The sequence below is a fragment of the Streptomyces sp. NPDC036813 genome (genome assembly GCF_055609245.1).
This window is the reverse complement of sequence record NZ_JBVJPV010000009.1, coordinates 274,455-299,220: the sequence shown is the minus strand read 5'-3', so window position 1 is coordinate 299,220 and position 24,766 is coordinate 274,455. Positions and strand designations below refer to the sequence as shown.

The 24,766-nt window shown below is 73.5% G+C and carries 25 protein-coding genes, 1 other RNA gene and 1 pseudogene; 11 read left to right on the top strand and 16 right to left on the bottom strand.

The window, feature by feature from the left end:
* Positions 1-31 precede the first annotated feature (31 nt).
* Complete coding sequence (locus ACZ67Q_RS20820; protein WP_471184092.1) at positions 32-757, bottom strand: bifunctional DNA primase/polymerase; 726 nt, start codon at positions 755-757, stop codon at positions 32-34.
* 115 nt (positions 758-872) lie between these two features.
* Positions 873-1,493, bottom strand: coding sequence for a TetR/AcrR family transcriptional regulator (locus ACZ67Q_RS20815; protein WP_471184090.1), 621 nt, complete (start codon positions 1,491-1,493; stop codon positions 873-875).
* A 105-nt stretch (positions 1,494-1,598) separates the two neighbouring features.
* Between ACZ67Q_RS20815 and ACZ67Q_RS20810 the strand changes: the two genes are divergently transcribed.
* Positions 1,599-1,766: a DUF6243 family protein gene (locus ACZ67Q_RS20810; RefSeq protein ID WP_471184087.1), complete on the top strand. Its 168-nt coding sequence runs from the start codon at positions 1,599-1,601 to the stop codon at positions 1,764-1,766.
* Here ACZ67Q_RS20810 and ACZ67Q_RS20805 read toward each other — a convergent pair whose 3' ends face one another.
* The 3 genes from ACZ67Q_RS20805 to ACZ67Q_RS20795 are packed head-to-tail and all read right to left on the bottom strand — an operon-like array spanning position 1,767 to position 5,260.
* Entirely contained in the window at positions 1,767-2,762 is a 996-nt protein-coding gene (locus tag ACZ67Q_RS20805; protein ID WP_471184085.1) for a small ribosomal subunit Rsm22 family protein, read from the bottom strand.
* 12 nt (positions 2,763-2,774) lie between these two features.
* Positions 2,775-3,962, bottom strand: coding sequence for a serine hydrolase domain-containing protein (locus ACZ67Q_RS20800; RefSeq protein WP_471184082.1), 1,188 nt, complete (start codon positions 3,960-3,962; stop codon positions 2,775-2,777).
* A complete protein-coding gene (locus ACZ67Q_RS20795; RefSeq protein ID WP_471184079.1) occupies positions 3,920-5,260 on the bottom strand; it encodes a multidrug effflux MFS transporter in 1,341 nt (446 codons plus the stop codon). Before ACZ67Q_RS20795 ends, ACZ67Q_RS20800 begins: the two co-directional genes overlap by 43 nt.
* A gap of 95 nt (positions 5,261-5,355) precedes the next feature.
* On the opposite strand from ACZ67Q_RS20795, the gene ACZ67Q_RS20790 reads away from it, so the two are divergent.
* The gene (locus tag ACZ67Q_RS20790) at positions 5,356-6,390 is read left to right on the top strand and encodes a Gfo/Idh/MocA family protein (RefSeq protein WP_471184077.1); all 1,035 of its coding nucleotides are present in this window, start codon (positions 5,356-5,358) and stop codon (positions 6,388-6,390) included.
* Between the two features lie 100 nt (positions 6,391-6,490).
* A complete protein-coding gene (locus tag ACZ67Q_RS20785; protein WP_471184074.1) occupies positions 6,491-7,261 on the top strand; it encodes an SDR family oxidoreductase in 771 nt (256 codons plus the stop codon).
* 274 nt (positions 7,262-7,535) lie between these two features.
* Here ACZ67Q_RS20785 and ACZ67Q_RS20780 read toward each other — a convergent pair whose 3' ends face one another.
* The gene (locus ACZ67Q_RS20780; protein WP_471184071.1) at positions 7,536-8,471 is read right to left on the bottom strand and encodes a LysR family transcriptional regulator; all 936 of its coding nucleotides are present in this window, start codon (positions 8,469-8,471) and stop codon (positions 7,536-7,538) included.
* Positions 8,472-8,591: 120 nt separating this feature from the next.
* Between ACZ67Q_RS20780 and ACZ67Q_RS20775 the strand changes: the two genes are divergently transcribed.
* From ACZ67Q_RS20775 to ACZ67Q_RS20760, 4 genes are all read left to right on the top strand, one after another.
* On the top strand, positions 8,592-9,842 hold the full coding sequence (locus ACZ67Q_RS20775) for an MFS transporter (RefSeq protein WP_471184068.1): 1,251 nt from the start codon (positions 8,592-8,594) through the stop codon (positions 9,840-9,842).
* 94 nt (positions 9,843-9,936) lie between these two features.
* Positions 9,937-10,485: a DoxX family protein gene (locus ACZ67Q_RS20770; protein WP_471184064.1), complete on the top strand. Its 549-nt coding sequence runs from the start codon at positions 9,937-9,939 to the stop codon at positions 10,483-10,485.
* Between the two features lie 26 nt (positions 10,486-10,511).
* Positions 10,512-10,847, top strand: a complete 336-nt coding sequence (locus ACZ67Q_RS20765) for a MazG-like family protein (protein ID WP_471184061.1) — start codon at positions 10,512-10,514, stop codon at positions 10,845-10,847.
* 230 nt (positions 10,848-11,077) lie between these two features.
* Positions 11,078-12,376, top strand: a complete 1,299-nt coding sequence (locus ACZ67Q_RS20760; RefSeq protein ID WP_471184058.1) for a flavin-containing monooxygenase — start codon at positions 11,078-11,080, stop codon at positions 12,374-12,376.
* A 48-nt stretch (positions 12,377-12,424) separates the two neighbouring features.
* Here ACZ67Q_RS20760 and ACZ67Q_RS20755 read toward each other — a convergent pair whose 3' ends face one another.
* The 9 genes and pseudogenes from ACZ67Q_RS20755 to ACZ67Q_RS20715 all read right to left on the bottom strand — a co-directional run bounded on the left by ACZ67Q_RS20755 (position 12,425) and on the right by ACZ67Q_RS20715 (position 20,281).
* On the bottom strand, positions 12,425-13,531 hold the full coding sequence (locus ACZ67Q_RS20755) for a tryptophan dimethylallyltransferase family protein (RefSeq protein ID WP_471184055.1): 1,107 nt from the start codon (positions 13,529-13,531) through the stop codon (positions 12,425-12,427).
* Positions 13,532-13,753: 222 nt separating this feature from the next.
* Entirely contained in the window at positions 13,754-15,100 is a 1,347-nt protein-coding gene (locus ACZ67Q_RS20750) for a cytochrome P450 (RefSeq protein ID WP_471184053.1), read from the bottom strand.
* A gap of 53 nt (positions 15,101-15,153) precedes the next feature.
* Complete coding sequence (locus ACZ67Q_RS20745; RefSeq protein WP_471184050.1) at positions 15,154-15,765, bottom strand: GTP-binding protein; 612 nt, start codon at positions 15,763-15,765, stop codon at positions 15,154-15,156.
* Positions 15,740-16,117 carry a DUF742 domain-containing protein gene (locus ACZ67Q_RS20740; protein ID WP_471184048.1) on the bottom strand — a complete coding sequence of 126 codons (378 nt, stop codon included), beginning with the start codon at positions 16,115-16,117 and terminating at the stop codon, positions 15,740-15,742. Before ACZ67Q_RS20740 ends, ACZ67Q_RS20745 begins: the two co-directional genes overlap by 26 nt.
* Positions 16,114-16,515: a roadblock/LC7 domain-containing protein gene (locus ACZ67Q_RS20735; protein WP_471184045.1), complete on the bottom strand. Its 402-nt coding sequence runs from the start codon at positions 16,513-16,515 to the stop codon at positions 16,114-16,116. Before ACZ67Q_RS20735 ends, ACZ67Q_RS20740 begins: the two co-directional genes overlap by 4 nt.
* Positions 16,512-17,678, bottom strand: a complete 1,167-nt coding sequence (locus ACZ67Q_RS20730; RefSeq protein ID WP_471184043.1) for an ATP-binding protein — start codon at positions 17,676-17,678, stop codon at positions 16,512-16,514. The genes ACZ67Q_RS20735 and ACZ67Q_RS20730 overlap by 4 nt, the downstream gene beginning before the upstream one ends.
* A gap of 438 nt (positions 17,679-18,116) precedes the next feature.
* Positions 18,117-18,533: RNase P RNA component class A (gene rnpB / locus ACZ67Q_RS20725), an RNA gene on the bottom strand.
* A 67-nt stretch (positions 18,534-18,600) separates the two neighbouring features.
* Positions 18,601-19,428 (bottom strand): annotated as a pseudogene (locus tag ACZ67Q_RS20720) (DMT family transporter); the annotation flags it as partial.
* A 22-nt stretch (positions 19,429-19,450) separates the two neighbouring features.
* Positions 19,451-20,281, bottom strand: a complete 831-nt coding sequence (locus tag ACZ67Q_RS20715) for an AraC family transcriptional regulator (RefSeq protein ID WP_471184040.1) — start codon at positions 20,279-20,281, stop codon at positions 19,451-19,453.
* A 103-nt stretch (positions 20,282-20,384) separates the two neighbouring features.
* Here ACZ67Q_RS20715 and ACZ67Q_RS20710 point away from each other — a divergent pair, with 103 nt between their 5' ends.
* The gene (locus ACZ67Q_RS20710) at positions 20,385-21,131 is read left to right on the top strand and encodes a MerR family transcriptional regulator (RefSeq protein WP_471184038.1); all 747 of its coding nucleotides are present in this window, start codon (positions 20,385-20,387) and stop codon (positions 21,129-21,131) included.
* Positions 21,128-21,733 carry a hypothetical protein gene (locus ACZ67Q_RS20705; RefSeq protein ID WP_471184036.1) on the top strand — a complete coding sequence of 202 codons (606 nt, stop codon included), beginning with the start codon at positions 21,128-21,130 and terminating at the stop codon, positions 21,731-21,733. The genes ACZ67Q_RS20710 and ACZ67Q_RS20705 overlap by 4 nt, the downstream gene beginning before the upstream one ends.
* Here the strand turns inward: ACZ67Q_RS20705 and ACZ67Q_RS20700 are convergent.
* Positions 21,684-23,111 (bottom strand): RNB domain-containing ribonuclease, encoded by a 1,428-nt coding sequence (locus ACZ67Q_RS20700; protein ID WP_471184034.1) that lies wholly within the window; start codon positions 23,109-23,111, stop codon positions 21,684-21,686. The genes ACZ67Q_RS20705 and ACZ67Q_RS20700 overlap by 50 nt on opposite strands.
* A 76-nt stretch (positions 23,112-23,187) precedes the next feature.
* Here ACZ67Q_RS20700 and yaaA point away from each other — a divergent pair, with 76 nt between their 5' ends.
* Positions 23,188-23,970, top strand: coding sequence for a peroxide stress protein YaaA (gene yaaA / locus ACZ67Q_RS20695; RefSeq protein ID WP_471184032.1), 783 nt, complete (start codon positions 23,188-23,190; stop codon positions 23,968-23,970).
* Positions 23,971-24,087: 117 nt separating this feature from the next.
* Positions 24,088-24,720 (top strand): bifunctional 4-hydroxy-2-oxoglutarate aldolase/2-dehydro-3-deoxy-phosphogluconate aldolase, encoded by a 633-nt coding sequence (locus tag ACZ67Q_RS20690; RefSeq protein ID WP_471184029.1) that lies wholly within the window; start codon positions 24,088-24,090, stop codon positions 24,718-24,720.
* Positions 24,721-24,766 lie beyond the last annotated feature (46 nt).

Here is a 24,766-nt window from a genome sequence, read left to right as displayed (position 1 = left end):
GCGCCCGTCGGCCCCCTGAATGCCGGAGGCGTCAGTGGCGCAGGGGCCAGGGGGCCGGGTCCTGGCCTGTGTAACGGGCGCAGGCGTCGGTGAGGGCTTCCAGGAGCGTCAGCGGGTCGGGGAGGGCGTGTTCGGGGCCGCGGAGCCAGTGGACCGACTCGCCGTCGTCTCCGGGGAGGCGGGCGGGGGGTACCAGGACGTAGGAGCCCCGGCAGTGCCAGCGCAGGCCGGGGTGTTCGTCCATGGTCTCGGGGTGGCAGTCCAGCTCGCACGGCCACCACTCGTCCTCGTCCTCGGGGGTGCCCCGGGTGAGGGTGAAGAACAGCATGCGACCGTCGTCGCTCTGGGCCACCGGGCCGACGTCGACGCCCTGCGACTCGAGGCGCTCCAGGGCCTCACGGCCGGCCTCGAGGGGGACGTCCAGCACGTCGTGGACCATGCCGGTCGCGGTGATGAAGTTGGCCTGCGGCTGATGGCGGGCCCAGCGTTCGATCTGGGAGCGGTCGGTCGTGGACTGCGTCTGCCAGGCGAACGAGACCGGGTGCCGGGCAGGGGTGGGACAGCCCACGCGGTCGCAGGAGCAGCGGTAGCCGGGCGCCGGGTGCGCGGCGGGCGCGAGCGGCAGTCCGGCCCGGGCCGCGGCGAGCAGCAGGGCCTCACGGCCGCCTTCGTCGGCGGCCTGTTCCGGGCCGCGTCCCCGCAGCCACTGGGTGAGTTTGCCCCTCAGGCTCATCGGGCCGCCGAACTCCGCGCTCATCTATCCCCTCGCCTCGCTGTGGTGCCGACAGCATGCCCTATGGTCCCACCATCCGGTGCATCGGGGGGCCTGTGCGGACATCCCGGGTACCGGGGACGAGACGTACCGCACACGCTCAGCGCGGGGCGAGGCCGTACAAGGCGTAGTCGACCAGGGCGTCGGTGTAGGCGTGCGAGATCGGGCCGGTGCGCTGCAGCCAGCGCTGGGCGAGCGGGGAGACGAAGAGCTCCAGGGCGATGCGCGGGTCGAGGTCGGGGCGGACGTGGCCGGCGGCCTGGGCGGCACGCAGGCGGTCGACGTAGAGCTGGAGCTGCGGTTCCAGGAGGTGGGTGATGAACTGCCGCCCGACCTGTTCGTTGACCACGCCCTCCGCGGTCAGGGCGCGGGCGGGTGCCTCGAAGCGGGGGTCGAGCAGTTCGTCGACGGTGGCGCGCAGCACGGCCTTGAGGTCGGCGGCGAGGTCGCCGGTGTCGGGAATGGCGTAGGACTCCTCCTGGCCGGCCGTCTCGGCCGTGCGGTGGGTGAGGTCCAGGAACGCCTCGAGCAGGACGTCCGCCTTCGACGACCACCAGCGGTAGATGGTCTGCTTGCCCACGCCGGCGCGGGCGGCGATCCCCTCGATGGTGGTCTTCGGGTAGCCGGCCTCGGCGACGAGCGCGAGCGCGGCGTCGTAGATCGCGCGCCGGGACTTCTCGCTGCGGCGGCTGGTGTCGGGGGTGGGCTTGCTGGTGGCCATGGGCGCAACCTACCAGGTTGACAAGACGGCGCGTCTCGCCGACGCTGGGAACCTCATTGACGAGACGGTTCGTATCGTCTCGATTAGATGCGGAAGGAGAGCGTCATGGCGCGAAGTGGTGCGGGCGGGATGCTGGGCGTGGGCGGTACCCGGAAGAACCTCGGGCGCGCGGCGCTGCGCGGCGGCGACCGGGCGGGCCGGGCCGGTGGCGGCCCGGACCCGCAGGCTCAGAAACGGGAGCTGCTGCGCAGGCTCCAGGAGAAACGGGGGTAGTCACTCCCCCGGCGGCGGCCAGGGATCGCCCCAGTCGGCGTCCCTGGCCGCCTTGTACAGCTCCCCGTGCCGCTTGGTGACCGTCGTGCGGCGCAGCTGTTCGTCGCTCTCGCACAGGTCCAGCAGGACCTGGCCCTTGCGGATCTGCGGTCGGCGTACGACGCGGGCGGGCGCCGGGGTGACCGGGAAACGGGTGGCGGCGACGTACGCGAACTTCTCGTCCTCGTACGGCAGTGAGCCGCCCTTGACCTGGCGGTGCAGGGAGGAACGGCTGACCCGCGCGGAGAAGTGGCACCAGTCGGTGCCGGGCACGATCGGGCAGCCGGCGCTGTGCGGGCAGGGCGCGGCGATCTGGAAGCCGGCCGCGATGAGCCGGTCGCGGGCCTCGATGACGCGGGCGTAGCCGTCGGGGGTGCCGGGCTCGACGATGACGACGGCTTGCGCGGCCGAGGCCGCCGCGTCGACGAGGGCGGCCCGGTCGGCGGCCGTCAGCTCGTTCAGGACGTAGGAGACGGTGACGAGGTCGGTGGCCTCCAGGGTCAGGGCGGCGCCGATCCGGGCGCGCTGCCAGCGGGCCGTGCGCAGCTCGGGGTGCGCGGCGGCCAGCTCCCTGCCGAGGGCGAGGGCGGGCTCGGCCCAGTCCAGCACGGTGACGGGGCGCTCGCCGGACCAGGTCGCGGTGACGGCCCAGGTCGCGGCGCCGGTGCCGCCGCCGACGTCGGTGTGGCTGCCCGGCGTCCAGTCCGGGGCGGCCTCGGCGAACGCCTCCAGCGCCGCGCGCACCGCCTCGAACGTGGCCGGCATGCGGTAGGCGGCGTACGCGGCCACGTCCGCGCGGTCGCGCAGGATCGGCGCGTCGGTCGGGGTGGCCCCGCGGTAGTGGGCGATCAGGCGCTCCACGGCCTGCGCGGCCTGCCTGGGCGGCAGCCCGTCGAGCAGGTGCGCGAGGGTGGCGCGCAGGGTTTCGGCCGGGGAGGAGGAGACGGGGGCGTTCACCCGGGAATTCTCTCAGGTCCCGGCGTGCCCCTTCGTCGCCCGGACGGCCCGCGCCAGGCGGGTGGCCGCGGCCGCTCTCGGGCGGCTGTCCGGCGTGCGGCGGCGGGGGTGGACCGTGGTGGCCAGCAGGACCAGGAAGGTGTCCGTGGCCGGGTCCACGACCAGGGACGTCCCGGTGAAGCCGGTGTGGCCGGCCGCGCCGTGGCCCGACAGGTCGCCCATGAACCACGGCTGGTCCACGGCGAACCCCAGCCCGGGCGGGGTCAGCAGCAGCTCCACGAAGTCGGGGCCGAGGATGCGGGCCGGGCCGTAGGAGCCGCCGGCGAGCAGGGTGCGGCAGAAGACGGCCAGGTCGTGGCCGGTGGAGAAGAGACCGGCGTGGCCGGCCACCCCGCCCAGCGCCCAGGCGTTCTCGTCGTGCACGACCCCGCGCAGCAGGCCCCGGTCCGCCTTGGCCCACGGGCGGCGCTGGTCCTCGGTGGCGGCGGCGCCGGGGCACGGGCCGAAGGCGGTCGCCGTCATGCCCAGCGGGCGGGTGATGCCGTCGCGGACGAGGACGTCCAGGGCGCGGCCGGTCAGCCTCTCCAGCAGGTGCTGCAGGAGCAGCATGTTCAGATCCGAGTACTTGTAGGCGCCGGGCCGTGCCGTCGGCGCCTCCGCGCGCAGCAGGGCCAGGCGTTCGGCGTCGTCGGCGCAGTCGTACAGCGGCAGCTCCGGGCGCAGGCCGGAGGTGTGCGTGAGCAGCTGCCGGACCGTGATGCCGTGTTCGGCGGCCGCCCGGAAGTCGGGCAGGTAGGCGCCGACCTTGGCGTCGATGCCGAGGGTGCCGCGCTCGATCTGCTGCACGGCCGCGACCGCGGTGAAGAGTTTGGTGAGGGAGGCCAGGTCGAACGGGGTGTCCACGGTCATCGGCACCCGGTCCGGCTCGGGCAGCTCGACGCCGCTGTCCGTCTCGGGGTCGTAGGCGGCGTACCGCAGGGCCCAGCCCGCCGCCTCCTCAACGGCGACGACCGGCCCGCGTCCGGCGACCACGACCGCGCCCGCCGCCCAGGGCCGCTGCCCGGCGGTGAGGGCGCGCACGTCGGTGACCAGGCGGCGCAGCTCCTCGGGGTCGAGGCAGGCCTTCTCCGGGGTGTCCCTGCGCAGTCTCGGCGCGCTCAGTTCCCTGCTCCCTCCGCACGTGTGTTCCAGGGACGGCACATTCCCACGAAGCAGGCCATCGCCACCACCGCGGCCACCAGTTGGACGACGGCCATGGGGACGGCCGTGTGCTCACCGGCGATCCCGACGAGCGGGGAGGCGACGGCGCCGACCAGGAACGAGGACGTGCCGAGCAGCGCGGAGGCGGAGCCGGCGGAGTGCCGGGTGCGCAGCAGGGCGAGGGACTGGGTGTTGGGCATCGTGACGCCCATCGCCGACATCAGCACGAACAGGGCGGCGGCGACCGGTGCGAGCCCCACCGCGCCGAACGCGCCCGTCGCCATCAGCAGCAGCGCCGCCGCGGCGAGGATGACGACGGTGAGACCGACGGCGAGGACCTTCTCCAGCGCGACCCGGCCGACCAGCACCTTGCCGTTGAGCTGGCCGACGGCGACCAGGCCGACGGAGTTCAGCCCGAAGAGCAGGCTGAAGGTCTGCGGGGAGGCGCCGTAGATCTCCTGGATGACGAAGGGCGAGGCCGAGATGTACGCGAACAGCGCGGCGAAGGCGAAACCGCCGGCCAGCATGTAGCCGGTGAAGGGCAGGTCGGCCAGCAGCGCGCGCATCGAGCGCAGCGCCTCGGTGACGCCGCCGGCGTGGCGGTCCCGCGGTGCGAGGGTCTCCGGCAGCCGGGTGAAGACCAGGGCACCGAGCAGGACGCCGACCACGGTGAGGACGACGAACACGCCCCGCCAGTCCGTCACGCGCAGGATCTGCCCGCCGATGAGCGGCGCGACGATCGGGGCGACGCCTGAGATCAGCATGAGGGTGGAGAAGAAGCGGGCCATGGCCACGCCGTCGTACAGGTCGCGCACGACCGCGCGGGCGATGACGATGCCGGCCGCGCCCGCGAGGCCCTGCGCCAGCCGGAAGGCGACCAGCGTCTGCACGTTCGGCGCGAGCGCGCACAGGGCGGTGGCGACGACGTAGACGGCGAGGCCGATGAGCAGGGGGCGGCGGCGGCCCCACTTGTCGCTCATGGGGCCGACGACGAGCTGGCCCAGCGCCATGCCGGCCAGGCAGGCGGTGAGGGTGAGCTGCACGGTCGCGGCGGGCGCCTGCAGGGACCGGGTCACCGCCGGCAGCGACGGCAGGTACATGTCCATCGCGAGCGGCGGAGTGGCGGTCAGACCGCCCAGGACGAGGGTGACGAGCCATCCGGTACGGCGGTGCGCCGCGCGGGCGGCGGCCTCGGCGGGGGTGCCGGCCCCTGCGGTGGCCTCGGTGGCAGCCCCTGCGCCGGCCTCGGTGGCGGCCGGATGCGCGGCCTCGGGTATGGGGGCCCCTCCCTCGGGCATGCGCCCTCCCTTTCGAACTCCCTCGGCGACGGATCGGCACCTATGCTCTCAGCTCGGAACGACTGCTTGAAGACGCAACAGAGGGTGGGGCGGGTATGACGGCGGACGGCGTGCGGTGGGGCATCCTCGCGACCGGTGGGATCGCGGCCGCGTTCACGGCGGACCTGGTGGATCTGCCGGACGCACAGGTCGTCGCGGTGGCCTCGCGGTCCGAGGAGTCGGCGACGGCGTTCGCGGAACGGTTCGGGATCGAGCGTGCCTACGGCGACTGGCGCGCGCTCGCCGAGGACACCGAGGTGGACGTGGTGTACGTCGCCACGCCGCACGCCGCGCACCGGGCAGCGGCCGGGCTGCTCCTGCAGTCGGGGCGGAACGTGCTGTGCGAGAAGCCGTTCACCCTGAACCTGCGCGAGGCCGGGGAACTCGTCGCCCTGGCCCGCGAGCACGGGCGTTTCCTGATGGAAGCCATGTGGATGTACTGCAACCCGCTGGTACGGCGGCTGAAGGACCTCGTCGACGACGGCGCCGTCGGGGACGTGCGCACGGTGCAGGCCGACTTCGGGCTCGCCGGGCCCTTCCCGCCGGCCCACCGGCTGCGCGACCCCCGGCAGGGCGGTGGCGCGCTGCTCGACCTCGGCGTCTACCCGGTCTCCTTCGCCCACCTGCTGCTCGGCGAGCCGTCCGACGTCACGGCCCGCGCGGTCCTCTCCCCCGAGGGCGTCGACCTGCAGACGGCGGCACTGCTGTCCTTCGACTCCGGCGCGCTCGCCTCGGTGCACTGCTCCATCGTCGGCGGTACGGCGGTCACCGCGTCGGTGACCGGATCGGCCGGCCGGATCGACGTCCCGAACGGCTTCTTCCACCCCGACCGCTTCGTGCTGCACCGCGACGGCAAGGAGCCCGAGGAGTTCGCCGCCGACCCCGCGGACGGGCCGCGCACCAGCTTCCGGCACGAGGCGAAGGAGGTCATGCGGGCGCTGCGGGCCGGCGAGACCGAGTCGCCGCTGGTGCCGCTGGACGGCACGCTGGCGGTGATGCGGACGCTCGACGCGATCCGCGGCCGGGTCGGCGTCCGCTATCCGAGCGAGACGGGGGACCTCACGGGCGAGGCCGAACTCATTTCGGTGTGACGGCCCGTGCGCCTGCCCGGGTGACGCCGTCCCCGGGCACGGTGTTCGTATGACGGAAGGCCGGTTCCGGACTGTGGACCTTTGTCTACGCTTCGGGACCATGAACGCTGAACGAAACACCGAACGGCGCGGCGTCGCGGTCGTGACCGGCGCCGGGTCCGGGATCGGGCGCGCGGTCGCCGTCGAGCTGATGCGCGCAGGGTGGGCGGTGGCCCTGGCCGGGCGGCGCGTGCCTCCGCTGGAGGAGACGGGCGCGCTGGTGCCGGGCGCCGAGCGGCTCGCCGTGGGGACGGACGTGACGGAGCCCGAGTCCGTGACCGCCTTGTTCGCCGCGACCGTGGAGCGGTTCGGGCGGGTGGACCTGCTGTTCAACAACGCCGGCACGTTCGGGCCGGGGGGCGTGCCGGTGGAGGAACTGCCGTACGACGCCTGGCGGCACGTGGTGGACACGAATCTCAACGGGGCGTTCCTGTGCGCGCAGGCGGCGTACCGGCAGATGAAGGAGCAGACGCCGCAGGGCGGACGGATCATCAACAACGGCTCCATCTCGGCGCATGCGCCGCGGCCGCACTCGGCGCCGTACACCGCGACCAAGCACGCGCTGACGGGGCTGACGAAGGCGTTGTCGCTGGACGGGCGGCCGTACCGGATCGCGGTGGGGCAGATCGACATCGGCAACGCGGCGACGGACATGACGGCGCGTATGCAGACGGGTGTGCTGCAGGCGAACGGGGCGGTGGTCGCGGAGCCGGTGATGGACGTGGCCGATGTGGCGCGCACGGTGCGGCACATGGCGGAGTTGCCGTTGGAGGCGAACGTGCAGTTCGCGACGGTGCTGGCCACGACGATGCCGTATGTGGGGCGGGGTTGAGAGGCACCGGGGCGTCAGGCCGGTGATGTGCACAAGTGGAATTTGAAGGTCCGTGGCATTGCGGCCGGTGGTGGACTTATGCTCAACTTTCCTTCATCGGAGCTTCACATATGGAGCACGATGGTTCCACCGTCGGGCCGCAAGCCATGGCGAGGGGGGAGGCGGCAGCCGTCCCACAGCACCGGGGGGGTGCGTCCTGCGGGACGCACGACGGTGCGGGTGGGGCGGCTGCCGTGTTTCCGTCTCCGGGACGCGTGGGTCCGCCGGGATGCTGTCAGTGCGGCAGCGTCCAGCGCGGTACCCAGGTGCCGGGCGCCGAGTGGGCGGGGGGTGCGGTGGTCAGGTGGGTGCGGAGGGTGGGCAGCGCCGGGTGGGGGTTGTCGCGGTGCCAGAGAAGTGAGTGGGGGTAGACGGGGGTCGGGTCGGTGACCGGGATGCGTCGCAGGCCGTGGTCGGCGGGCCAGATGAGACGGGTGTGCTCGCCCATGAAGGTGGCCAGGGCCGGAGTGTCGGCCACGGTGTCCAGGAGCGCGTCGGAGCCGAAGTTGGGGCCGGTCGCCTCGATCGTGAGGCCGAACTCGGCGACGAGTTCGTCGTAGTAGGCGGCCCACTCCGAACCGGGGACGATGCCCGGCATCCAGATCCGGTGCCCGACGAGCCGGGCGAGGGTCACCGACCGGGCGCCCGCGAGCGCGTGGTGGGGGCCGGTGAGGAGCTGGAGCGGTTCGTCGATCACCCGCACGGACTCGATGTCCTCGGGGAGCGGCCGGCCGGGCGCGGCGACGGCACGGAAGGACGCGTCGACCGTGCCGGAGCGGATGGCGTCGACGGCCGTGTCGATGTCCAGCAGCATCACCACGTCGAGGTCGATCCCGGGGTGTGCGCGGTGGAATCCGCGCATCAGGCCCGAGGCCGCGCCGCGCGAGTTGAGCACATCGACGCGCAGGGGGCGGCGACCGGCACGCACGGAGGTGACCGCCCGCTCGGCGGCGCGCAGCAGCTCGCGCGCGTGAGGCAGGAACGCCTGCCCGTCGATGGTCGGCTCGGCGCCGCGCGGCGTGCGGGTGAACAACCGCACGCCGAGGTCACGCTCCAGCGCCGCGATGCGCTTGGAGACGGCCTGCTGGGTGAGCGACAGGTCCGCGGCGGCCTTCTGGAACTGGCCCGCTTCCGCGACGGCGACGAAGGTACGGACTGCTTCGAGATCCACGCCGGGCCACCCTAGTGAACAACGGATGGTTGTGCATCAACGGCAGGGCGGTTGTTTGACCTCGGGCTGTGCTTCTCGCTTAGCTCTCGGTGGGCAACGCGGGTTTGTCCGGTCGGGAGCGTGGTGGGCAGGAGACGGTTGGGCCGGCGGTTCGGCCTGCTGTGGGCGGCGTATGCGGTCAGCGCCTACGGATCCGGACTGGGGTTCGGGGCGTTGCCGCTGATCGCCGTCATGGTGCTGCACTCCGGGCCCGCCGAGGTGTCCGCGCTGTCCGCGGTGGGGCCCGCCGTGGGGGCGCTGATCGCGGTGCCCCTCGGCCCGTGGGTGGAGTTCCGGCGCAAGCGAGCGGTCATGATCGCGATGGATCTGACCCGGTTCGCGGTCATGGCGACGATCCCGGTCGCCTACGCCTTCGGTCTGCTCGGTTTCGTCCAGCTGCTCGTGGTCTCGGCGGTGGCCGCCGCCGCCAGGATCGCGTTCGGCGCGGCGAGCGGCGCCTACCTCAAGGCGCTGATCCCGCCGGACGACCTGCTCGTGGCCAACGCGCGGCTGGAATCCACGAACTGGAGCTCCATCGCGGTCGGACCACCGCTGGGCGGGGCGGCGATCGGGCTGTTCGGGCCGGTCGTCACCGTGGTGGCCGACGCGCTCAGCTACCTGCTCTCCGCGCTCGGCATCACCGCCATCGGAGGCCGTGAGGAAGCGCCGCGCACAGCCGGCGCGAGCCGGGTCCGGGCAGGCGGGCTGCTCGACGGCTGGCGGCACATCATGGGGCATCCCGGGTTGCGGGCGCTCTACCTCAACAACATGCTCGTCGCCGGTCTGATCATGGCCACCGAACCGCTGCTGGCCGTACTCCTGCTGCGCCGGCTCGGCTTCCCGCCCTGGCAGTACGGTCTCGCCTTCGCCGCCCCCTGCCTCGGCGGACTCATCGGCTCCCGGCTGGCCCGCCGTGTCGTGGCCCGCCACGGCCGGCAGTGGGTCTTCCGCCGGGTCGGCACCCTGCGCGCCGTCTGGCTGATCGGCCTGGCCTTCGTCCGGCCCGGCGTCGTCGGCCTCGTCACCGTGATGGCCGTCGAGCTGGCGATCATCGTCAACATGAGCCTGTACACCCCGGTGCTCGCCACCTACCGGCTCGAGCACACCCCCAGGCATCTCCTCGCCCGCACCCTGTCGGCCTGGTCGATCGGCCAGCAGGCGGCCATCGCCGTGTGCACCGCGCTCGGCGGGCTGCTCGCCGACGTCACCGGCCCGCGCACCGCTGTGACGGTGGCCGGACTGCTCATCCTCGCCACCCCGCTCCTGCTCCCCCGGCACGACGAGGTGGCGCACCGGGAAGAGCCCGTGCGGGAACCAAGCCCCGGCACCTGAGCCGCGTACCCGAACGGACGCTCGCACAGGTGGGCAAGCAGGCTCCGTGGCACCGTGGGAGGGGGGCCGTTTCTCGTGGGCTCAGGGAGTGACCGTGACGACGTTCGATCGACGTGATCTGGGACTGTTGCTGCTTCGGCTGGGCACCGGCGGGGTGCTGGCCGCGCACGGGGCGCAGAAGTTGTTCGGGTGGTTCGGCGGGCACGGCCTGGAGGGAACCGGGCAGTTCATGGAGTCCGTCGGGTACCGGCCCGGCAAGGCCAGCGCGATGGCGGCCGGGCTCGCCGAGTCCGGCGGCGGGGTACTGCTGGCGCTGGGGCTGGCCACGCCGGCGGCCGGGGCGTCCGCGGCCGGGGCGATGGCGGGGGCGGCAGCCGTGCACGCGCCCAACGGCTTCTTCAATCAGGGCGGGGGGTACGAGTACGCGGCCTCCCTCGGGCTGACCGCCGCCGGGCTCGCCGTCACGGGGCCCGGCCGGCTCTCCCTGGACGCGGTGCTCGGGCACAGTGTGAACCGGGGCTGGATGGTGCCGGTGGCCTTCGCGACGGCCGCGGCGGGCACCGCCGTCGTCATCGGCGCCCGGGTGAGGCAGTTGCGCCGGCAGCGCGAGGGTGAGCAGGAGGCTCTGTTCGAAGGCGAGTAGGCCGCCCCGCGTGGCAGTCTCCCCGTATGAGTGAGCGGGACGTGGAGTTGTGGGGCACGGTCGAGGAGCTGTGGGCCTGGCTGGAGGAGCGGCGGGCCCATGGCGGCCTGGACGGGCTGCTGCTGCGGGTGCTCAAACTGTCCGAGGAGGTCGGCGAGGTCGCCCAGGCCGTGATCGGGGCCACCGGGCAGAACCCGCGCAAGGGGGCCAGTCACACCTGGGACGACGTCCAGGGCGAGCTGTGTGACGTCGTCATCACCGCGCTGGTGGCGCTGCGGACGCTGACGCCCGAGGCCCGGGACGTGTTCGCGGGACATCTGGAGCGGGTGAGACGGCGGTCCCTCGCGAGCGAACCGACGTAAGGGGCGCGGGGACGCCCTGGGGACGCAGGGGCACAGGGGCACAGGGGCACAGGGGCGTGGGGACGCACGGAGCCTGGGGACGCAGGGGCACAGGGGCGTGGGGACCCGGTCGCGTAGGGGTCGTGGCGCTGTAGTGGCGTATACCACCCGGCCGCCGGTGTGACGCAAGTGCCCGATGGGCAGTCACTGGCCGTGCGAAAACGATCTGTGATGACGGTGTGGGGGGACGCGTGAGCGTGTGCGTGATCGGTGCGGGTCTGTCCGGACTGGCGGCCGCGCACGCGCTCAAAGCCCGTGGCGTCGACTTCGTGTGCGTGGAGAAGGCACCGGACGTCGGGGGCATCTGGCGGCAGCCGGGGGCGGGTGAGCGGGGGCCGGGGTATCGCACGCTGCACCTGAACACGGCCAAGTCGCTGACCGGGTACGCCGACTTCCCCATGCCCGGTGACTACCCGCTCTACCCGCGGCACAGCCAGGTCGCGGACTACCTGCGTGCCTTCGCCGACTGGGCGGGCCTGCGGGAGCGGATCGAGCCGGCCACCGAGGTGCTGTCGGTGCGGCAGGAGCCGGGCGGCGGCTGGCGGGTGGTGACCCGGGGCGCCGGGGGCGGCACGCGGAGCCGGGTCTTCGCCCATGTGGTCGTCGCGTCGGGGCACAACACCGATCCCGCTCTGCCCGATCCGCTGCCCGAGGGCGCGCAGTCGTTCGCCGGAACGATCCTGCACTCCGTGGACTACCAGGACGCGCGTGATTACGCCGGGCAGCGGGTCGTCGTGGTGGGGCTAGGCGCCTCGGCCGTGGACATCGCCGCCGACCTGTCCCGGCACGCCGAGCGGACCGTCCTGTCGGTGCGGCGGGGCCTGCACATCGTGCCGAAGCAGTTGTTCGGGATGTCGGTCGATCTGATCGCCGAGGCGCCCTGGTTCACCGCGATGCCCTTCGCGCAGGCGCGCCGGTTCGTGGAGAACGCGCTGCTGGTGGCGCGTGGCAAACTCGGCGACTACGGGCTGCCCGAGCCCGATCACCCGATCTTCTCGTCCGCCGTGACCGTCTCCGACGAGATCCTCAGCCGGATCCGGCACGGTGACGTCGTCCCGAAGCCCGCGATCGACTCGCTGGACGGGGACCGGGTGGTCTTCACCGACGGCAGTGCCGAACGGGCCGACGCGATCGTCTACTGCACCGGGTTCCGGATGTCGTTCCCCGCCCTGCCCGACGACTGTCCGGTGAACGCCCAGGGCGCCGTGGAGTTGTACAAGCGGGTGGTCGCGCCCGGGCATCCCGGGCTGCACTTCGTCGGGCTGGTCCGGCCGCAGGGGGCGATCACACGGCTGGTGGAGGCCCAGGCCCGCTGGGTGGCGGGGATCGTCGCCGGGGACGTCGCGCTGCCGTCCGAGGACGTCATGCGCAAGGAGATCGGCACCTACCTGGCCGCCATCGCCGACCGCTACGGCGACACCGAGGGCTCCTCGATCCAGGTGGACTTCGGGCCGTATCTCGCGGAGCTGAGCGAGCTGCAGCCGGCGTGAACCGTGCGGCGAGGCTTCCGGCTGCACCGGGAGCCTCGCCGGGCCGGCTCAGTGCACGGGCTGCGCGTCGGCCCGCTCGGATGTGAGGACCGGCGGCCGGACGGCGTAGGTCTCCGAGGAGACGTACGCCGTCACCCTCGGCGGTCTGCCCCGCTGGTGGGCCAGGGCCAGGTAGGCGATCAGGCCCACGCCGTCCTCCGGGCGGCGGCCGGTGACCGCGGGCAGGGCGCGCATCAGCGGTCCCGCGTCGATGCCGTGTCCGGCGAGGACGGCGAGGGCGCGGTCGAGCGCCTCGGCGTCGTCACGGACGTAGTCCCTGACCGGGATGTGCAGGGTGAACCCGCTGGGCAGCCCGCTGTCCGTCTCCGTGAAGGAGTGGCAGGTGAGCCCGGGGCGGCGGTCGAGCCGTGACGTCGGGGCGGCCCCGGCCGCGGTGCGGAAGAACGCGTCGACCTCCGCGGCGGGCGGCCCCGGCTCCGTCCGGCACAGTCCGGCCGCCTCGGCGGCCGACAGGCCCAGGTGCTTGAGGTACACCTTCACCCGGGGCGCCTCCCAGTCGCCGAGGTCCAGGGCGAGGAAGGGGTAGCCGTCGGCCGGGGGCAGCGCCTCGAAGGCCCGCTCGTGGCCCAGGCGGCCGAGGGCCTCCTGTAACGTCACCGCGGCCCGCTGCGGCCCGGAGGCGGCCGGATTCAGATAGACCTTGACCTGGGGCACACCCCCGGGCCGCAGTTCCAGCGCGATCCACAGGGCCAGCGGGCCGTGCGGGGACGGCGGCAGGAACAGGTCCTCGAGGTCGTCGAGGCGCTCGGTGGAGAAGTCCCAGCGCCGGGCCATCTCCCGGACGGCGGCCAGGGCCGCGCGGCCGCCGCGTGCCAGGCTGCCTGCGCCACAGCCCGGTTCCAGCAGGACGCGCAGTGTGGGGTTCGCGCCGGCGGTGAACGACAGGGAGTACTCCACCGGCGTGTGGTCGTCGGACAGGAACGTCCGCGACGGCGGCGGCAGGTCCAGCGGCCGTTCGGCGGCCGGGCCGAGCGTGGTGAGGAGGACGTCCGCGTAGGTGTCCGTGTCGGTCGGGTCCAGACCCGCCACCGCGCACAGCCGCCGCAGCTGCCCGGCCGTGTGCCCGCCGAGCGTCCCGGCCCGCGCGGCGATCACCGCTGCTCCCGCCGCGAGCCGGGGCGGGCATGAAGATACCCGCCTGCGGAGACGGGTATCGGGGGGTGCCACATGGTGAGGGTGGGTCTGGGTCCGGCGCCGGTGGATATGTGGTCCACGGAACCTCCTTCGCCTCGTCAGTAACTCGGAATACCGCGTTCCTCACTACCCGTGAGGCCGAGTCGTCATGCGACGCTGCGAAGGTGCTGAGTGTCGGGTGAATCACCTGAGCCAGTTGAGGAACTGGCTCCACAGACCGGTGCGTTCGGGCTTGCGGGCGCTCGGCGCCGAGGGGGCCGTCGCCGCGGGGGCGGTGGTCTGCGGCGGCACACCGCGGGGCGGGGTGCGCACCGGAGTGAACCGGGCCGGCAGGGCGGCCAGGGCGCGGTGGAAGGGGCCGGAGCGCCAGGTGAGGCTGTCCTCGGGGATGGCGAGCTCGATGTCGGGCAGCCGGTTGAGCAGGTTCTCCACAGCCGTGACGGTGATCTGCCGGGCCGGCTCCTTGGACGGGCACGCGTGCGGGCCGGCGCTCCAGGCGAGGTGGGCCCGGTTGCTGCCGGTCTGCCGGGTCGCGGCCAGTGCCGGACCGGAGTTGGCGGCGGCGAAGCTGACCAGGACCAGCTCGCCCGCCTCCAGCCGGTGGCCGGCGAAGTCCACGTCAGCGGCCGGGTAGTGCGGCGCGTAGTTCGCCATGGGCGGGTTGTCCCACAGCGTGTCGTCGAGGGCCTCGTCGATCAGACCGCCCTCGTCGGCGTACCGGTCGTCGGTGAGCAGCCGGTGCAGGGTGTTGCCGATCAGGTTGCGCAGCGGCTCGGCGCCGGCGCCCAGCAGGAGGGCGAGATGATGCACCATCTCCTCGTCGGACAGCTCCGCCTGATGCTGCATCAGCCAGGAGGTGACGTCGTCGCCCGGCTTGCTCCGCTTGAGCGCGACGAGCTCGCCGACGGCCTGGAAGAGGACCTCGACGGCCTTCTCGGCGTTGACGCCGTCGAACATGCCGGAGATGCCGAACAGCACCCGGTCGCCGATGTCGGCGGGGCAACCGAAGAGCTCGTTGAAGACGAACAGCGGCAGCTGCTTGGCGTAGTCGCCGAGCAGGTCGACCGAGCCGCGCGCGGCGAACTGGTCGATCAGGTACGTGGAGATCCGCTCGGTGCTCCGGCTCAGCCGCCGCACGTCGACGCGGGCGAGGGAGTCGGTGACCGCCTGGCGCAGCCGCAGGTGCTCGGCGCCGTCGGCGAACATGCAGTTGGGCCGGTAGGACAGCAGCGGCGCGACCGGGCTGTCGGCGGGCACCTTGCCTTCCTGGAAGGCCCGCCAGCGGCGCGCATCCTTGCGGAAGGTGCCGGAGTCCTGGAGGAGTTGGAGCGCGGCCGTGTAGTCGGTGACGAGCGTGGCCTCGACACCGGGGGCGAGCTCGACGGGCGCGGCCGGCCCGTAGTGGCGCAGATAGGAGTAGTACGCCTGCGGGTCTGCCGCGAACTCCGGCCCGTACAGCGGCACCCGGGCACCGGAGCCGTGGGCCGGGCACCCGGGCGGGGGCACCGGGGCGGGGGTGTGAGCGTCCATGTCAGTTCCTAGGGGGTGTGCCGGCGGCGCGCGTCGAGGGCCGGGGGACGTGTTCAGTGCGCGTGCGCCAGCAGGTGGCGGACGAGGGTGGTCAGCGCCGCCGCCGACGACTTCTCGTCGCGCGCGTCGCAGGTGACGACAGGCGTGTCCTCGAGCAGGTCGAGCGCGTCGCGCAGCGCGGCCTCGTCCCGCAGCGGGGAGCCGTCGAAGTGGTTGACGGCGATGGCGTAGTCGAGGCCGTAGGTCTCGATCAGGTCGATCACCGGGAAGGAGTCCGCGAGCCGTTCGGGGTCGACGAGCACCAGCGCGCCGAGTGCGCCGCGGGCCATGTCCTCCCACATCTGCACGAAACGCTGCTGGCCGGGGGTGCCGAACAGGTACAGCACGACGCGGTCGCTGATGGTGAGGCGACCGAAGTCCATGGCGACCGTGGTGGTGGTCTTGCCCTGGACACCCTTGAGGTCGTCGATCCCCTCCCCCGCCCGGGTCATGGTCTCCTCGGTGGACAGCGGCTCGATCTCGGAGATCGAGCCGATGAAGGTGGTCTTGCCCACGGCGAAGTGACCGACGACGAGGATCTTCACGGCGGTCTGGTCGGCGCCGCCGCGGACGTACGCCTGCTCACCGAGCCGGGCGGGCTCAGCCGAACTTGGCGCGGAGACCATTCAGTACCTCCTCGAGGATCTCCCGGTCGGCGAGGGGGGCGCGGGCCACGGGCGGGCGGGTGACGAGGTAGCCGCCCTCCGCCAGCGAGGCGAGGAGGATCCGCACCACGCCGAGCGGCAGCCGGGTGTGCCCCGCGATCTCGGCGACCGAGAGGTAACCGGCGGAACAGATGTCCAGCAGCCGCTGTTCCTCGGGCGACAGCCGGGTGGGCCGCTGTCCCTCCTCGGGGGCCGCCGTGACGAGGGTGATCAAGGACAGCTGCTCGTCGTCGGGCAGTCCGCGTCCCTTGGTGATGACGTAGGGACGCACTAACGGCGCGGCCTCGGGCTCCCAGTCCTCGTACCCGCTCATGAGCGCATCCCGAGGTCTTCGCGCGGCGGCGCGGCGAGCGCCTTGCCGAGCTGGCCGACGAGCTGCTGCATGCGGAAGGTGATGTCCTGCATGTCGACGTCCGGGGAGGCGGAGACGCCCAGGTAGGCGCCCTCGCCGGCGGAGATCAGGAAGACCCAGCCGCCGTCGAACTCCACCAGGGTCTGCCGCCAGGCGTGCCGGGGGTCCTCACAGAAGAAGCCGAGCGAACGGCTGAGGGACTGCACTCCGCTCATCGCGGCGGCCACCCGGTCGGCGTCGTCCTTGTCGAAGTCCTTCGTCCGGGCCATCAACAGACCGTCGGCCGAGATCAGGACCGCGTGCAGAGCCCCGGGAATCTCCAGGGCGCTGTCGAGCATCCATGACAGATCGTCGTTCACGAGACCTCATGTCCTTCGCTGCTTGCACCACGTGTGCTGCTCGTAGGGCCCGCCTCGTCGCGCGCGGCCCGGCCGGACTGCGTGCCCCGCTGGAACGCGCCCATGATCGCCGCCGTCTCGGCGCCGGAGCGGCCAAAGGTGCGGGCGTCGGGTGCACTGCCCGGCACGATCGCCATCGGCCGCTTGCGGCGCCTGCGGGGCAGGCCGTCGGCGGTGGCGGACGCGGTCAGCGCGGGCTCGGGCCCGGTCGCGTGGGGTATCGCGTGCGTGGGCATGGAGTGGGCCGGCGCCTTCTGCTCGGGCATGGCGGTGAGCAGTTCGTGGGGCAGCAGGACGACCGCGCGCACCCCTCCGTACGGGGACGAGGAGTCCACGGACACCTCGAAGCCGAAGCGTTCACAGAGCACGCCGATGACGGCGAAGCCGAACTGCGGGGGGTTGCCGAGCGAGGACACGCCCTTGACGCGGCGACTGGACAGCAGCCCCTCGGCGCGGGCCCGCTCTTCGTCGTTCATGCCGACACCGGCGTCGTCGACGACGATGCAGATGCCCTTGGGCACGGTGCGGATGTTGATCTCGACGACGGTGTCGGGGCTGGAGTAGCTGGTGGCGTTGTCGAGCAGTTCGGCCAGGGCCAGCGCGACCGGCTCGACGGCCCGGCTGGTGATGCCGAAGTCGACCTGGGAGAGGATCTCCACGCGCCGGAAGTGGCGGATGCGGCCCTGGGCGCTGCGCACCACGTCGTAGACGGACGCCACGTCGCGGTGGCGGCCGAGCCAGCCGTCGCAGAGCACGGCGATGGACTGGGCGCGCCGGCCGAACTGCGAGTTGGTGTGGTCGATCTCCAGCAGGTCCTGGAGGATGGCCGAGTCGCCGTACTTCTCCTGGAGCCGGGAGACGACGAGCTGCTGCTCGGCGGCGAGGCCCTGCAGGGTCCGCATCGCGGACTTCAGTACGGTCTTGGTCGCCTCCTCGGCCTCCTCCTGGGCGGCCTGGACGGACTGGGTGTAGTGGTTCTCCAGCTCGGAGTAGTGGCTGGTGAGTCCGTCGATCTCCTGCCGGAGCGCTCGGGCCGCCCTGCGCTGGCGGACGACGAGGGCGACGGCGGCGATGAGAAGGACGAGAAGCGCCCAGAGCACCGGGTTCGCTGTGTATTCCGTCATAAGACTCTCTTCAGGCGACTGACGGCCGGCTGATGATCCCGTCCAGGAGAGTGGACGCGCCCGCTCCGCAAGTGCGGTGATCGTATCATCGGGCGAACAGGTGACCGACCGTCAACAGGCGTCGCCTGTCGAAAGGTTGGGCCGACACGGCGTCTACGCGAGAAGAACTCCGGGTGGCCGGGACGCCGAGCCGCCGGGGCGGGGTGGACGGGGCGACGTGGGACGGGGCCGCCGTCAGGCCGGGGCGGCGACCCCCGCGCGTGCGGTGGCGGGGGCGCACCCGGCGCGTGCGGCGGCGCGGTGGCCCCCGAAAACGCGGTGGCCGCCGAAAACGCGGTGGCCCCCGGAAATGGGTGAGCCACGAGAAGCGGGTGAGCCCGCGAAAAGCCGGACAGGGCCTCCGACGCTGGTCGGAGGCCCTGTCCGGCAAAGCTGGGGCAGACGAGTCGGGCTGTACGCCGGGTTCTGTTCCCCGGTGTCCTCGCGGACGCCGGGGCGACGGCCATCCATCTAGGGCCGGCGTTGCCGCCGGTCTCGTGCGGTCTACCCGCGGACTCGGGCGGGCAGCCCTCGAACGTCCGCGCAGGAACACCCCTCCTTGCGAAGGAGCGCTCCCTTTTGACCTTGCTCCGGGTGGGGTTTACCTAGCTGCCCAGGTCACCCTGGGCACTGGTGGTCTCTTACACCACCGTTTCACCCTTACCGAGGGCCGAAGCCCCCGGCGGTCTGTTTTCTGTGGCACTGTCCCGCGGGTCACCCCGGGTGGCCGTTAGCCACCACCCTGCCCTGTGGAGCCCGGACGTTCCTCGGGAAGCCCCCGTCAAGGGGACTCCACGCGGCCGTCCGCCCGGCTCGTCTGCCGTGTGGACCATGGTACCGGGCGGGTCGTCCTGCGCGGACCCGCGGCCGTCGCGAGGACCGAGCCCGCGAGGATGAGGGCGAAGGACACCGCGATGGTGGGGGTCAGCCGCTCGCCCAGGAACACCGCGCCGGCCGCCACCGCGACCGCCGGGTTGACGTACGTGATCACCGTCGCCCGGGTCGGCCCCGCCTCCTTGATCAGCTCCAGGAAAGCGACGAACGCCACGGCCGTGCAGATCACGCCCAGCCCGGCCAGCGCCGCCAGCACCGAGGGCGCGGGCACCTGCGAGGGCCAGGTCACCGCCGCAGCGGGCGCGTACACCAGCGCCGCCAGCGCCAGGCAGGGCGCCGTCAGGTGCAGCGACGGGACGTCCTTGAGGTGGCGGGCGGCGATCAGCGGGGCCGTGGCGTACCCCACCACCGTCAGCAGCACCTCCGCGAGGGAGCGGGCGTCGCCGCCGGTCAGGTGCGGGGCGGTGAGGACGCCGACGCCGCCGAGACCGAGGGCGAGGCCGCTCAGGCGCCGTACGCCGAGGCGTTCGGTGTCGCCGAAGAACCGGGCCAGGGCCACGCCGACGACCGGGACGCCCGCGATCAGCAGGCCCGCCGTGGAGCTGGACAGGTGCCGTTCTGCGTCGGTGAGGGTGTACCAGGGGCCGATGATCTCGATGCACGCGAAGGCCAGCAGCGGGCGCCAGTGGGTGCGCACGGTACGGGCCAGGCCCGGCTGCCGCAGGGCGAAGGGGAGCAGGAGGGCCGCGCCGAGCGCGCAGCGCACGAACACCACCGTGGCAGGGGACACCGCGTCCACCGCCACCTTGATCATGAGATAGGGGATGCCCCAGACCACTCCCATGAGGGAGAAGAGGAACCAGCCGCGTGCAGTCATGCGAAGAGTTTCGGCCAGGACCTCACCGCGCGTCTTGAACGCTGTTGCGGTACGCCGCCGGGGTCACCCCGAGCACCCGGCGGAACCAACGGGTCAGGTGCGCCTGGTCGGCGAAGCCCACCAGGCCCGCCACCTCCGCCGGACGCAGACCCGCCTCCAGCAGGCCACGGGCCCGGGTCACGCGGTGCTGGGCCAGCCAGGCGTACGGCGGTATCCCCGTCGCCGTACGGAAGGCGCGCAGCAGCTGGTAGCGGGACAGGCCCAGCTCGGTGGCGAGGTCGGCGAGGGAGGGCGGGGCGAGCAGTTCGCCGGCCAGGCGGTCGCGGACGACGGCGGCGACGCGGTCGGCGCCGGGCACGGTGTCGCTCGCCGCGCGGGCCGTGGAGTGGCGCCGGGCCAGGGCCGTGAGCAGCCACGGCAGTCGGGACTCGGCCTCCAGGGGGTCGGGGCAGGCGGCGAGTTCGGTGTGGGTCAGGCGCAGCGCGGCGGCCAGTTCGGGATCGTGCAGGACCGGTTCGCGAAAGTGCGGGAGGCTCTCGCCGAGCAGGCCGTCGCCCAGCAGTGCGGGCGCCGCGTACAGGGCGCGGTAGGCGTAGCCCTCGGGCGCGGCGGGGCCGCCGGTGTGCATCTCGCCCGGTTCCAGCACGACGAGGGAGCCGGGACCGGAGTGGATCCGGCCGCCCCGGTAGGCGATGACTTCCAGGCCGCCGACGGTGACGCCGACGGTGTACTCGGCGTGCGCGTGCGGGGCGTAGACGTGCCGGTCGAAGGAGGCGGTCAGCAGATCGAGCGGCGGCCCGCAGCGCCCCAGCCGCGCCCTGGTCCACCGCGCCTCTTCACGCCCGTCACCCATGCCGTGCACCCCCTGGTCCGACCAGAGGGTGCAACGCCAAGCGGCTCGGAGAAAGTCCTTGGCGGCTTGACCCTGCCGCGACGTCAACGTCTTCACTGAGGGCATGCGGATCGGAGAACTCGCCGCGGTCGTGGGGGTCACCACCCGGGCCGTGCGGCACTACCACCACCTCGGGCTGCTGCCCGAGCCCGAGCGGCTCGGCAACGGTTACCGGGACTACACCCTGCGGCACGCCGTCGTGCTCGCCCGGATCCGGCGGCTGACCGAGCTGGGGCTCGGGCTCGCGGAGGTGCGGGACGTGCTCGCCGACGACGCCGGGAAGGACCTCGTCGAGGTGCTCACCGAGCTGGACGACGACCTGGCCCGGCAGGAGGGGGCGATCCGGGAGCGCCGGCGGCGGCTGCGGGAACTGCTGGAGGCGGAGACGCTGCCCGCCGAGGGCCCCGTGTCCCCGGGGCTCGCGGCGCTGCTCGCCCGGGTGCCCGGCTCGGCGTCGCCGATGGCGGCCAAGGACCGCGAGATCCTCGCCCTGCTGGACACGGCCGCGCCGCCCGGGGCACGGGAGCAGATCACCGCCGTACTCGCCGAGGCCCTCGCGGGCCCGGAGGCCGTACGACGGGCCGAGCACGCGTACGCCCTGCTCGATCTGCTCGCGGACGCCGCGCCGGACGATCCGCGGGTGGAGGAGGCCGCGCGGGCGCTGGCGGACGCCGTCCCCGCCGGTGTGCTGCCCGAGGGCGGCGTCCCCGAGGGCGACGCCTTTCTGCGCGCGGTGTGCGCCGACTTCTCCCCCGCGCAGGCCGAGGCGTTCCGGCGGGCGCTGCGGATGATCGCCGGGGAGGGGCGATGAGGACCGCCTGGTCGCTGGCCCGGCACGAGGCGCGGCTGATGGTGAGTCTCGTGCTGTGGATCGCCCGGCGGCGTCACGGCACCCGCGACGCCACGCACACCTTCGGGTACGCCCGCGGGCAGGGCGCCATGACCGCCGGGCTCGCGTTCGTCTGTGCCGTCGAGACGTTCACCCTGTCCGTGCTGCTGCGCGACTGGCCGACCGCGCACGCGATCGTCCTGGTGCTGGACGTCTACTCGGTCGTCTTCGTGGTCGCCCTGCACGCCGCGTCCGTGGTCCGCCCCCATGTGCTCGACGGCTCCACCCTCCGCGTGCGGCACGGCACGCACGTGGACCTGCGCATCCCGGCGCACGGCATCCGCGCGGTACGGCGTGAGCTGCGCACCTCCCCGGCGCGTGCCCCCGGCGAGCTGGATGTCGCCGTCGGCGGGCAGACCTCTCTCACCCTGGAGCTGTCCCACCCGGTCACCCACGTCACGCTGCTGGGCCGGCGGCGCGAGGTGAGTGTCGTACGGCTGCACGCGGACGACGCCGACGGCCTGGTGCGCGCGCTCACGCCGGTTCGAAGCTCACCTTCGCCGCTTGCGGATCGGCCTGCGTGAGCCGCACCGGCAGCCGCTCCCCGAGGGAGTCGGGGCCGGCGCCGCGGATCTCCCCGATGACCGCCGGCGACTCCACCTGGACGGTTCCCCGGTGGTCGTCCAGCTCCACCACGCACCCCTGGAAGACCTCCCCCACCTGGTCCTGCAGCACCACCGCCTCGACCAGGTCGATGCAGGCCCGGTCGACCTTGCTCGCGAGCCGGCCGCCCTCGGCCATCCGGTCGTGCACCGCGTCCAGCCCGGCGCGCGCCCACTCGGGCGGCTCCTGCCCTGCGCAGGCCGCGAGCGCGATCTCGGAGGCCCAGCGGTCGACGAGGCGGCGCAAGGGAGCCGTGCAGTGGGTGTACGGCGCGGCGACGGCGGCGTGTGTGGTGAGCTCCGGGAGGTGTCCGTCGTGGAAGACCGTGTACTCGGCGTGCCCCATCACCGTGGCGCACGCCTGGAGGAACGCCGCGTGGCGCGGCCGGTGCGGGTCGAGGGAACGGACGAGCTGCGCGTACGACACGTGGTGCGGCCAGTCGATGTGCAGTGCGAACGCGGTGCGGCGCAGCCGGTCGACGGCGCCGACCGGGGTCGGCGGCAGGGTGCGCAGGATGCCCGTGCCGTGCGCCAGCATCAGCTGGGCCGCGGCCATGCCGGTGAGCAGGGAGATCTGGGCGTTCCAGCCGTCGGTGGCGAGCGGGGCGCGGTAGGCGAGTTCGTAGGTGTGGTCGCGCGGGACGATCTCCTGCTCGGGCACGCGCAGCGAGACGCCGCCGCGCATCGCCTCCCGCGCCTCCAGCAGCTGCCCGACGGTCTTCAGCAGCGCGAGAGGTTCCTCCGCGGTGCCGGCGTCGATCTGCTGCTGCACACGCGCGTAGTCCAGCCGGGCCCGGCTGCGCACCAGGGCGCGTCGGACGTCGACGCTCCGGGTCCGGCCGTCGGCGTCGAGGTCGATCGTCCACAGCACGGCGGGCCGGGTCTGCCCCGGCAGCAGGCTCGCGGCGCCCTCGCTGAGCACGGGCGGGTGCAGCGGGACGCGGCCGTCGGGGAAGTACAGGGTCAGCACCCGCTGCCTCGCCTCCCGGTCCAGCGGCCCGCCCGGTACGACGAAGGCGGCCACGTCGGCGATGGCGTACCGCACGCGGTAGCCGGCGCCCTGCCGGGACAGGTGCAGGGCCTGGTCCAGGTCGAGGGAGCCGGGCGGGTCGATGGTGAACAGCGGGACGTCGGTGGCGTCGTGCACCGGCAGCGCCGGGTCCCGGGCGACCCGGTCGGCCTCGGCGAGCACCTCCGGCGGGAAGGGACCGGGGACGGCGAGCCGGGTGCGCAGGGCGTCGAGGGCGCTGCGCATCGGGGCCTTAGGGGCGCCGGTCACGTGCACGGGGCAGCGGGGCATACCGCAACCGTAGGGCGCGGGCGGCCGGGTGGCACGCCGTACGCTGTGGCGGTCCCCCTTGTTAAGGAGAAATCCCGTGCTCGTCCTTCTCCCGCCCTCCGAGGGCAAGGCGCCGTCCGGCCCCGGCGCCCCGCTGTCGCTGGAGTCGCTGTCCCTGCCGGGGCTCACGGCCGCCCGGCGGACCGTGCTGGAGGAGCTGGTCGAGCTGTGCGCCGCCGACGAGGAGAAGGCGCGCGAGGTGCTCGGGCTGAGCGAGGGCCTGCGCGGGGAGGTCGCGAAGAACGCCGCGCTGTACGAGGCCGGTGCGCGGCCCGCGGGCGAGGTGTACACGGGGGTGTTGTACGACGCCCTGGGCCTGGCCTCGCTGGACGCGGCGGCGCGGGAGCGGGCGGCGCGCTCGCTGCTGGTGTTCTCGGGGTTGTGGGGTGCCGTACGGGTGACGGACGCGATCCCCTCCTACCGCTGCTCGATGGGCGTGAAGCTGCCCGGGCTGGGGGCGCTGGGCGCGTACTGGCGCACCCCTATGGCGTCCGTGCTGCCGGAGGCGGCCGGGGACGGACTGGTACTGGACCTGCGGTCGGCGGCGTACGCGACGGCGTGGAAGCCGAAGGGTGAGGTCGCGGGCCGCACGGCGACGGTGCGGGTGCTGCACGCGCCGACCCGGAAGGTGGTCAGCCACTTCAACAAGGCGACGAAGGGGCGGATCGTGCGCAGCCTGCTGGCGGCCGGAACGGCGCCCGAGGACCCGGCGCGGCTGGTGGAGGCGCTGCGGGACCTCGGGTACGTCGTGGAGGCGGAGGCGCCCGCGAAGGCGGGCCGGGCGTGGGCGCTGGACGTGCTGGTGGACGAGGTCCACTGACGCCGTGACCACCGGGCGTTGCATTGTCTGCAACGGCCTTTGCGCAGGGTGCACCGGGGCGGGCAGGATGAGGCCATGCCCGAGCCTCAGCCTGCCTCCGCGCCTGTACCTGCCTCCATGTCCGTGCCTGCCTCCGTGCTGGACCTCGCCCCCGTCCTGCCGGTCGTCGTCCTGGAGGACGCCGCGGACGCCGTGCCGCTCGCACGGGCGCTGGTCGCCGGGGGGCTGCCCGCGATCGAGGTGACCCTGCGCACGCCCGCCGCCCTGGAGGGGCTGCGGGCGATCGCGGCGGAGGTACCCGGCGCAGTGGCCGGCGCGGGCACGGTGATCACCCCGGAGCAGGTGAGCCGGTGCGTGGCGGCCGGGGCGCGGTTCCTGGTCAGCCCGGGGTGGACGGAGGTCCTCCTGACGGCCATGACCCGGGCCGGGGTGCCGTTCCTGCCCGGGGTGTCGACCGCCTCGGAGGTGGTGGCGCTGCTGGAGCGGGGGGTGCGGGAGATGAAGTTCTTCCCGGCGCACGCAGCGGGCGGCACGGGGTATCTGACGTCGCTCGCCGGACCGCTGCCGCAGGCCCGCTTCTGCCCCACCGGCGGCATCACGCCGAAGACCGCCCCCGACTACCTGTCCCTGCCCAACGTGGGCTGCGTCGGCGGCAGTTGGATGGTACCGGCGGATGCGGTCGCCACCGGCGACTGGGCACGGATCGAGCGGCTGGCGCGGGAGGCGGCCGCGCTCGGCGCACGCCCCTGAGCCCGGGCCACCGGGAGCGGTGGCCGGTCGCCGCCGCCGATCCCAC